The 7,640-nt window shown below is 73.9% G+C and carries 7 protein-coding genes; 3 read left to right on the top strand and 4 right to left on the bottom strand.

Going from position 1 to position 7,640, the window contains the following annotated elements; genetic code table 11:
• Window positions 1-723: 723 nt before the first annotated feature.
• Window positions 724-1,173 (top strand): ribonuclease FAU-1 family protein, encoded by a 450-nt coding sequence (locus tag ABD308_RS29850; RefSeq protein WP_344341691.1) that lies wholly within the window; start codon window positions 724-726, stop codon window positions 1,171-1,173.
• Window positions 1,174-1,200: 27 nt separating this feature from the next.
• Here ABD308_RS29850 and ABD308_RS29845 read toward each other — a convergent pair whose 3' ends face one another.
• Window positions 1,201-1,434, bottom strand: a complete 234-nt coding sequence (locus tag ABD308_RS29845) for a hypothetical protein (protein WP_344341689.1) — start codon at window positions 1,432-1,434, stop codon at window positions 1,201-1,203.
• Between the two features lie 109 nt (window positions 1,435-1,543).
• Between ABD308_RS29845 and ABD308_RS29840 the strand changes: the two genes are divergently transcribed.
• Complete coding sequence (locus ABD308_RS29840) at window positions 1,544-2,272, top strand: hypothetical protein (RefSeq protein ID WP_344341686.1); 729 nt, start codon at window positions 1,544-1,546, stop codon at window positions 2,270-2,272.
• Window positions 2,273-2,642: 370 nt separating this feature from the next.
• Here ABD308_RS29840 and ABD308_RS29835 read toward each other — a convergent pair whose 3' ends face one another.
• The 3 genes from ABD308_RS29835 to ABD308_RS29825 all read right to left on the bottom strand — a co-directional run bounded on the left by ABD308_RS29835 (window position 2,643) and on the right by ABD308_RS29825 (window position 4,877).
• On the bottom strand, window positions 2,643-2,867 hold the full coding sequence (locus tag ABD308_RS29835) for a hypothetical protein (RefSeq protein WP_344341683.1): 225 nt from the start codon (window positions 2,865-2,867) through the stop codon (window positions 2,643-2,645).
• 493 nt (window positions 2,868-3,360) lie between these two features.
• Complete coding sequence (locus tag ABD308_RS29830) at window positions 3,361-4,542, bottom strand: MFS transporter (protein ID WP_344341679.1); 1,182 nt, start codon at window positions 4,540-4,542, stop codon at window positions 3,361-3,363.
• Window positions 4,539-4,877, bottom strand: a complete 339-nt coding sequence (locus tag ABD308_RS29825; protein ID WP_344341676.1) for an ArsR/SmtB family transcription factor — start codon at window positions 4,875-4,877, stop codon at window positions 4,539-4,541. The genes ABD308_RS29830 and ABD308_RS29825 overlap by 4 nt, the downstream gene beginning before the upstream one ends.
• A 1,249-nt stretch (window positions 4,878-6,126) precedes the next feature.
• Here ABD308_RS29825 and ABD308_RS29820 point away from each other — a divergent pair.
• Window positions 6,127-7,584 (top strand): alpha/beta hydrolase, encoded by a 1,458-nt coding sequence (locus ABD308_RS29820; RefSeq protein WP_344341673.1) that lies wholly within the window; start codon window positions 6,127-6,129, stop codon window positions 7,582-7,584.
• The last annotated feature ends 56 nt before the right edge of the window (window positions 7,585-7,640 follow it).

Raw genomic sequence — 7,640 nt, 5'->3', positions numbered from 1 at the left:
CAGCCGCCTGTTCACGGTCCTGTTGTTGTTCGTGATGGTGATGGCCTTCGGGTGCGCGGGCGTCTCCTACCCGGCAGGTGACCCGGGCCACCTGCCCTGGTACCTGACCGGGCTCATCGCCGCGGCCGACGTGCTGGCCGCCTACGGCCTCCCGCGTGTCATCATCGCGCTCGCCCACACCGCCCCGGGCCGGGGCGATGTGGGCGGCGTAGGCCGACTCCGCCCCGCCGGCCTTCTCTCTTCCCAGCGGGCCGGTCAGCGGCGGCGGGCAGAAGGCGGGCCGAGGAAGAGGCGGTCCGCGGCGCGGGCCGTGGATCCCGGCCTATTGCTGGTGGCGTCGAACCTGGCCCTTCGGCGGTGCGACACGGGATGCAACGCGCCCAACACGAAGGCCTCGACCGATCCTCGCGTTGCGCCCCTGACCTGCACGAGCCAAGGGGAAACCCTAGAGTGCAACGCGTTGTTGCACCCCGGGGCCCGTGCTACGGGCCGAGCCCGGCCGATGCCGTACCCGCCCCTTGCCCGGCGCTCACCCCGCTCCGGGCCACGGTCGTGCGGAAGGGCCGGTGCGTCACTCTTTCGAGTGGACTCCCCGGCCTGGTGGCCCGGCACCATGGTGGTGCGCCGCGACGTCCACGGGGGCCGGGTGTGGACCGCCATGCCGCAGTGGGTCGTCGACGACACCGCCCGCAAGCAGGGCCTCGCCGACCTCGCGGCAGGGACATGGACCCTCGCCACCACCGCTGGCAGGGCACCGAGGTGCGTTCCCACTTCCTGGCCGGCGAGTGGTTCTCCGTCCACTGCTTCCAGGACGCGACTACCAGGGAACCGCTGCGTTGGTACGTCAACTTCGAACGCCCCCACCAGCGCCACAGCTTCGGCATCGACACCATGGACCTCGCCCTCGACCTGGTCGTCACCCCCGACTTCTCCGGGCACCACTGGAAGGACGAGGAGGAGTACGCGCAGCTGCGCCGCCTCGGGGTGGTCGACGACTACACGGCCGGACGGATCGACCGGGCTCGCGGCCGCGCGATCGGCATGCTGGACGACCGGGCCGGGCCGTTCGCCGTCGGCTGGCCCACCTGGGCACCGGACCCGGCCTGGCCGCTTCCGACCCTGCCGTCCGGCGCCGACGAAGCGACCCCCTCAGCGGTGCCCTACTGGGCGTGACCGCGGCGGTGCGGCCCTGGGCGCCGACTACGCGGCCGCGCCCTTCGGCGGCTCGCCGATGTGCTGGAGCCGGCTGCGGGCGGCGACCCGGTCCTCGCCCGACAGCCCCGCCGGAACCTCGTCCGCCCACACCGCGTGGGCCGCCTGCCGCTCGGCCTCCTCCAGACGCGCCGACTCCGCCGGCACCTCCCCGGCGAGACCATCCCGGGCCGCCTCCAGATCACCGCTGAAGTCCGGCAGCGCGGCCGCCCTGTGCGACAAGTGCGTCACAAGCCGGCCTGACCCGCTCGCCGCGGCGGTCCCGCCCTGGGAGGATCCTCGCGAGGCATCGGGGAGATGCCCGGGACGTGCCCGACAGGGGTGGGATGCCATGAACGTCCGGCGCAGGGACACGGCTCGGTCCTCCGGCGGCTTCCTGTGGTCCCCGAGTGCGGTCGTCGCCCAGCTGGTGTGCGGTCTGATCGTGCTGGCGGGGCTGGGCCTGGTCGTCCTCGGCTTCCGCTCGTTCGTCCTCACGTACGACGAGGTGACCGCCTACCTGCACGCACCGGTGTGCGGCGCGACGGCGGCATCCGGCGCGGACTGTCTGCGGCACGAGACCGGCAGGGTGGCGGAGCGGTCCACCCACGGGAGCCGCGAAGGAACCGTCTACCAACTGGCGGTCGCCAGGGAGACGGTGTCGATCTACGGCGTGTACGACGTCGACGAGGCGTTCTACGACGCCATGCCACCGGGCTCCGCGGTGGAGCTGACGGTCTTCCGGGGCCGGGTGGTCGAGGTTGCCGCAGCCGGACACCGGGCCAGGGCCCCGCAGGTGCCGCTGCGGGCGTGCCTGGAACTGACGGCGCTGGGGTTCCTGGGATCGTCACTGGTCATCCACGGCACGAGGCCGGCCCTGACCCGGCTGGGGCTGGGCAAACCGACCATGGGCCTCTTCCGGATCACGGTCTGCTCCGCCGTCTTCTTCGCCGTCCCCCCGCTCTTCGGCAGCGTGGTGGCGCTGCAGCTCCACGTGCCCCCGGCCGTCGTGCTTCCCCTCGCCGTACTCGGCTGGGCGGGCCTCATGGTCTTCCTGTCCTGGATGATCCGCCACGAATGACGCCGCTGCGGCCGGGGCGCCGCCCCGAACCGCGCCCCGGCGGGCCCGGTGCCGCTCCCGCCCGTCGCGGGCGCGGTGGTGTCGTCGGGCCCGGGCGCCGTTGCCTGGTCCGGTCCGAGGATCCGCCGTAGTGAGGCGAGATGTTCCAGGGCGGTCCGGGCGTGGACGACGGCCGGTGGAGCTCGCCCGCGTCCCGTTTCCCCAGCCGCCCCCGTGCCACCCGGGGCGGGCCCGCGCCCAGCTTCTCCAACAGCTTCCCAGCCTCCTTCTGTATCTGCGGCACCGCCTCCTCCAGTCCCTGCCGGCGCAGGGCCGCCTGCCGGCATGCCTGCGTGCGGTAACGCGCCGGCCTATGCGACGGCGGGCACCGTCAGTACCCGTCCCTGTAGGGGTGCTTGTCCCCTTGGCCGGGCCGGACCCACTCGTACGTCACCCGCCGTGTCCAGGAGCACCGGTTGATGCCGCGCGGGCGCTCGTCGTAGGACTCGGCCGGGCTCGTCGACAGCGCGTTCCAGCGGTCCAGCCGGTACCCGTCGGCCTGGCGGAACGTGAGGGTTCCGCAGGCCTCGCGCAGGTCGGCGAACGTTGTGGACATCTCGACCTCCCGTTGGATCTCCAGGTACAGGCTGCGTCGCGCCGGTTGGGTGGTCTGCTCGGCGAGGTCGCAGAGTGCGGCGACGATCGTTGCCCGTCCATCGGCGAGGATCTCCTCGGCGGTCGGGGGTGGTGGTGGGAGGGGGGTTGTTTGGGGGTGGCTGTGGTGGTGGCTTGGTGGTTGTTGCTGGTCTTGGTGGTCCGGGCCTGGGTGGTGTTTTTCCGGGTGTGGTTCTTGATTATCGGGTGTCGTTGCTGGTGGCGGGCCCGTGATTCGGGTTACTGGAGGGCGCCGGGACAGTCTGTTGTGAGGTGGGTGTTGATGCGGGGCGCCGTCAGGAGGTGGGTGCTGGCGGTCGCGGCCGTCAGGGGTTCGGGGCCGGCGCATCGGGTGGCCCGCCGGCGGGGTAGCGGGATGGCCGGCACTGTCGGGGGGACCTCGCCTTGTGGTGTGCTGTCAGCTGGTCGGGTGGCCGGTCCCGGCGCCGGTGTCCTCAGTCCGCGGCCTCGCAGGGGAGGTGTGTGATGCGGTGCTGAGCGTGAGGCCGGAGTCCGGCGATGGCGAGCCGCCCGGTGAGGAGCAGGGCCACAGCCGCGGGCGCCAGTGCCCAGGCGGGCAGGTCGCCTGGATCGACGTGGCCGGCGAGCAGGGCGCTGCCTGTGGCGGCGCCTGTGGCGGAGCCGAGGTACATGGCGGCCATCTGGAACGCGACGACCGGCATCGCCTGCTCGGGCCGGTCCCCGGTCAGGGCCTGCTGCAGGGTGGGGACGCCGGCCCATCCCGCCGCTCCCCAGCACGCCGCCGCGACGAGCCACACGGCCGGGGAGGTGAAGACCCAGAGGGCGGCGAAGCTCCCGAGCAGCGCGGCGGGCAGGACGATGAGCGGCGCACGGGGCCCGTAGGCGTCCAGGGACCTGCCGACCAGGGCGGAGCCGGCGACTCCGCCGATGCCCCAGGCCCATACCAGCGCGAAGCCCCAGCCCTGGAGTCCCCGGGCCTCGGCCATGGGCAGCAGGTAGGTGTAGAGCCCGAGGCTGGCCACGCCGAGGAGGAACGCGGCAGCGACCCCGGTGAGGGTCCTCGATGACTTCAGCACCGCGAGGGCGGGACCGCGCGAAGCGGGTAGTGGGGGGATCGTGCGCGCCTTGACGGCCAGCGCTCCCATGCCGAGGAGGCCGATGGCGACGACCAGGCCCATCGTCCACCGCCAGTTCAGCTGGTTGCCGATGACCATCCCGACCGGCACTCCGGCGACCGTCCCGGTGGACAGCCCGAAGGTCACCAGGGCCATGGCGCGCCCTCGTTCGTGGTCGGCGGCCATCGCGGCGGCGGCCGCGGTCGCCACCGCGGTGAGCACACCGGCACCGGCGCCCGCGATCGCCCGCGAGGCGAGGAAGACCTCGATCCCCGGCGCGACCGCGGTGATGAGGTTGCCGAGGTTGAACACCCCCAGCGCGATCAGCAGCGCCCTGGCGGTACTCCCGCGGACCAGCGTTCCCGACAGCGACGGCCCGGCCAGGGCGTACGCCGCGGTGAAGCCCGTCACGCCCAGGCCGACCGCCGCGACCGTCGTGGCGAGCGAGTCGGCGATCGAGGGCAGCACTCCGGCGAGGACGTAGGCATCGACACCCAGCGCGATCGCGGCCGCGACAAGGGGCCAGACGTGGCGGATCACGCGTCCTCCTCGGCGGGAGCGGCCTCCTGGTACCCGTTGAGGACCGTGCCGATCAGGCCCGGGAAGCGCGTCTCCAGGTCGTCCTGGCGCAGCCGGATCATGCACTTGCGTCCTTCGGCTCGGACGAACACCACCCCGGATTCGCGCAGCAGGCCGGTGTGGTGCGTGAGCGTCGACCGCGGCAGGTCCGGCCCCAGTTCGACGCTGTCCACCTCGCCGCGCTCCGCGAGCACCCGCACCATCGACAGCCGCAGCGGCTCGCTCAGCGCGAAGAGCACCCGCGGGATCGCGATCTCGTCAACCTCGGGATGCTCGTACACCCGTGACGGCGACATCGGCACCACCTTCAATCGTTCGACTATTTCCGCACGATAATAGTGCGGGAATTCTCGAACGATCAAGTCGGCCGCTCACCCCTCCGAAGCGCCGGGGCCGAGGCGGCCGGCGTTGGCGCGGATCCAACCGCGCGGCCGGGCCGGGGAGAAGGCCGCCCTCTCGGGAGGGGCCGACCCCGGTCTTGAGGCCGTCCGGTACCAGGCACGGCCTGGTCGCCTCGGACGGCAACACCCGGGACCGGCACAAGACGTGGCGGCTGGAGGGCGCGGCCGGGTTGGACGCGGCCGCCGCCGTGCTGGGGATGGTCCGCTCGGAGATGGGCGGCGCCGCCCGGGGCGCGGCTGCTCCGGGGCGCGGCACGCGATGGCCCTCAACGAGGCGATCGCCGCGCCTTCGGCCAGGTCTGGTGGAGGGCGTCGGTGGCGGTGTGGACGGTGGCGGGCACCTGGCTGGCAGGGGTGTCTCGCGTTGTGGCCCGGGGGGTGAGGGCGTGGAGGCGGACCGCCCGGCGGCCGTCGCGGGGGTCGTGGGGGAGGAGGGCGTAGTGGTGGAGCGGGCCGGGGCGGGGGTGACGGGGCGGGGTCGGGGTCGGGGTCGGGGTCGCCGGGTGACGGGGTGCGGTGGGCGGTCAGGTGGTCGGTGACGGCTTCGGTGTGCCGGAGCCGCCGGGGGTGGCGGGCGGGGTCGAGGCGGGCGGGCAGGCGGATCGCGGGGACGGCGAGGCCGACGGGTTCGCGCCGCCCGGCGGCGAGGGCGAGCAGGAGGGAGGCGGTGACGCGGCGTCCGTAGCCGTCGTCCGTAGCCGCCGGTGCCCGCCGGCATCAGGGCGTCCAGTCGCAGGGTGCGGTCGCTGAACGGCTGGAGACAGGCGCCGCGGTCCGCGTGCTCGTTGATCATGTAGGCGGCGGCGTGGGCGAGGGCGAGCGGCAGCCGGCCGAGCGCTTCGAGGAGGTCGCCGGAGCGCGTCCAGGAGGTGGGCGGCGCCGGCGTCGGTGAGCCGCTCGCTCAGGTAGGCGTGGGTCCCGGCGGGCGTAGGTGGCCGGCTGTGGCGGGGCCGTCTCGGGGTTGGTGGCTTCGGCCCCGTAAGGGGGAGGGCCGCCGGGCGGTACTTGCGGTGGATCTTGAAGCCATCCCGCGGCAGGACTGGTGGCGGCTGTGGGCGGCCGGAGACTGGTGGCGATCCGAGAGACCGAGTTCCGCATTGGGGGCGGCATGGTGCTGCGTATTGGACGAAGGACTTCTGTGACGGTGGCGGGTGCGGCCGTGCTGGCGGCGCTCACGCCGGCGACCGCGTTCGCCGGGGACGGTGAGGCGCTGCTGGGCGGGGGGCGGCAGCAACTGCGGTGGGAGCGGTGCGCGCAGGACCAGCCGGCGTCGTTGGAGTGCACCGTGGTGAAGGTGCCGCTGGACTACGCTGATCCGGGCGGCCGGACCATCGGGATCGCGGTGTCCCGGATCCCGGCGGAGAACCCGGCGAAGCGGCGTGGCGTGCTGCTGATGAACCCCGGCGGGCCGGGCGGTGAGGGGCTGACGATGCCGGCCGGGATGGCGCCGCTGCTGGCGGCGCAGGTGCGGGAGCGCTTCGACCTGATCGGCTTCGACCCGCGCGGGGTCGGACGCAGCGCGCCCGTCCACTGCGGCCTGGCGGGGGACGAGCAGGTCCTCAACCACCCTTACTCGGCGGCGGCGTTCGGTCAGGACGTGGCCCGGGCACGGAGCATCGCGGACAAGTGCCAGGCCAAGGCCGGGGACCTGTTGCCGCACCTCACCACCCGCAACACGGCGCGGGACATGGATGCCGTCCGGGCCGCGCTGGGGGAGCGGAGGATCTCCTACCTCGGGCACTCGTACGGCACCTACCTGGGCGCCGTCTACACCCAGATGTTCCCCCGGCGGGCGGACCGCTTCGTCTTCGACAGCGCCCTGGACCCCGCCCTCGTGTGGCGCGGCGTGCTGCGCGGAACGGCCGAGGCCGCCGAACTCGCCTTCACCCGCTGGACCCGGTGGGCCGCCGAGCGGGACGCGGCCTTCGGCCTGGGCGCGACCCCGCAGGCGGTCCGCGCGACGTTCTGGGACCTGGTCGCCCGCGCCGACCGCACGCCGATCACCCTGGAGGGACAGGCGTTCGACGGAGCCGCGATCCGCGGGCAGTACCGGGCCTTCGTCCAGGTCGAGGCCGTCACCCCGTTCATCGTCGCGCTGAAGGCCGCGGCTTCGGGCACTGCGGCCCCGGCCGGCAGTGGTGCCGGTGTCGTGCGGGCCGAGGCTCCCCCGCGGACGCCGGATGTGGACAACGTCGTCTCCGTCGCCTGGTCGGTGCTGTGCGGGGAGGGCAGGGCCTGGCCGCGCGACCCGGAGCAGTACCGCCACGACGCCATCCGCGACCGCGCCGCCCGCCCGCTCGCGGGCGACTTCGGCGCCACCGTTCAGCCCTGCGCCTTCTGGAAGTCCGCCCCGCGTGAAAGGGCCACCGTGGTCGACAACGACGTCCCGGCCCTGATCGTCCAGAACGAGTGGGACCCGCAGACACCGGTGGCGATGGCCCAGGGCATGCGGCGCGCCCTGCACGGCGCCCGTATGGTCACGGTCGCCGGAGGTGAGGGCCATGGCGTGGTGGTGAGCGGCCGTCCGACCTGCGCCGACGCCGATGTCACAAGCTACCTGACGACGGGCCGGATCCCCGCGAAGGACCGCACGTGCAGCTGACCCGTCGTGGGGCGGCCCCGACCCGGCTGGAGCCGGCCTCGTGCAGGCGCCGGCCG

This window comes from Kitasatospora putterlickiae (assembly GCF_039527695.1).
Lineage (GTDB): Bacteria > Actinomycetota > Actinomycetes > Streptomycetales > Streptomycetaceae > Kitasatospora > Kitasatospora putterlickiae.
This window is presented reverse-complemented; position numbering and strand designations above follow the sequence as displayed.

What these genes read in the sequence shown, in the direction of transcription:
- ABD308_RS29850 (WP_344341691.1), top strand. Translation starts at nt 724, where the DNA reads ATGGACCCTCGCCACCACCGCTGGCAGGGCACCGAGGTGCGTTCCCAC.
- ABD308_RS29840 (WP_344341686.1), top strand. Translation starts at nt 1,544, where the DNA reads ATGAACGTCCGGCGCAGGGACACGGCTCGGTCCTCCGGCGGCTTCCTG.
- ABD308_RS29835 (WP_344341683.1), bottom strand. Translation starts at nt 2,867, where the DNA reads ATGTCCACAACGTTCGCCGACCTGCGCGAGGCCTGCGGAACCCTCACG.
- ABD308_RS29825 (WP_344341676.1), bottom strand. Translation starts at nt 4,877, where the DNA reads ATGTCGCCGTCACGGGTGTACGAGCATCCCGAGGTTGACGAGATCGCG.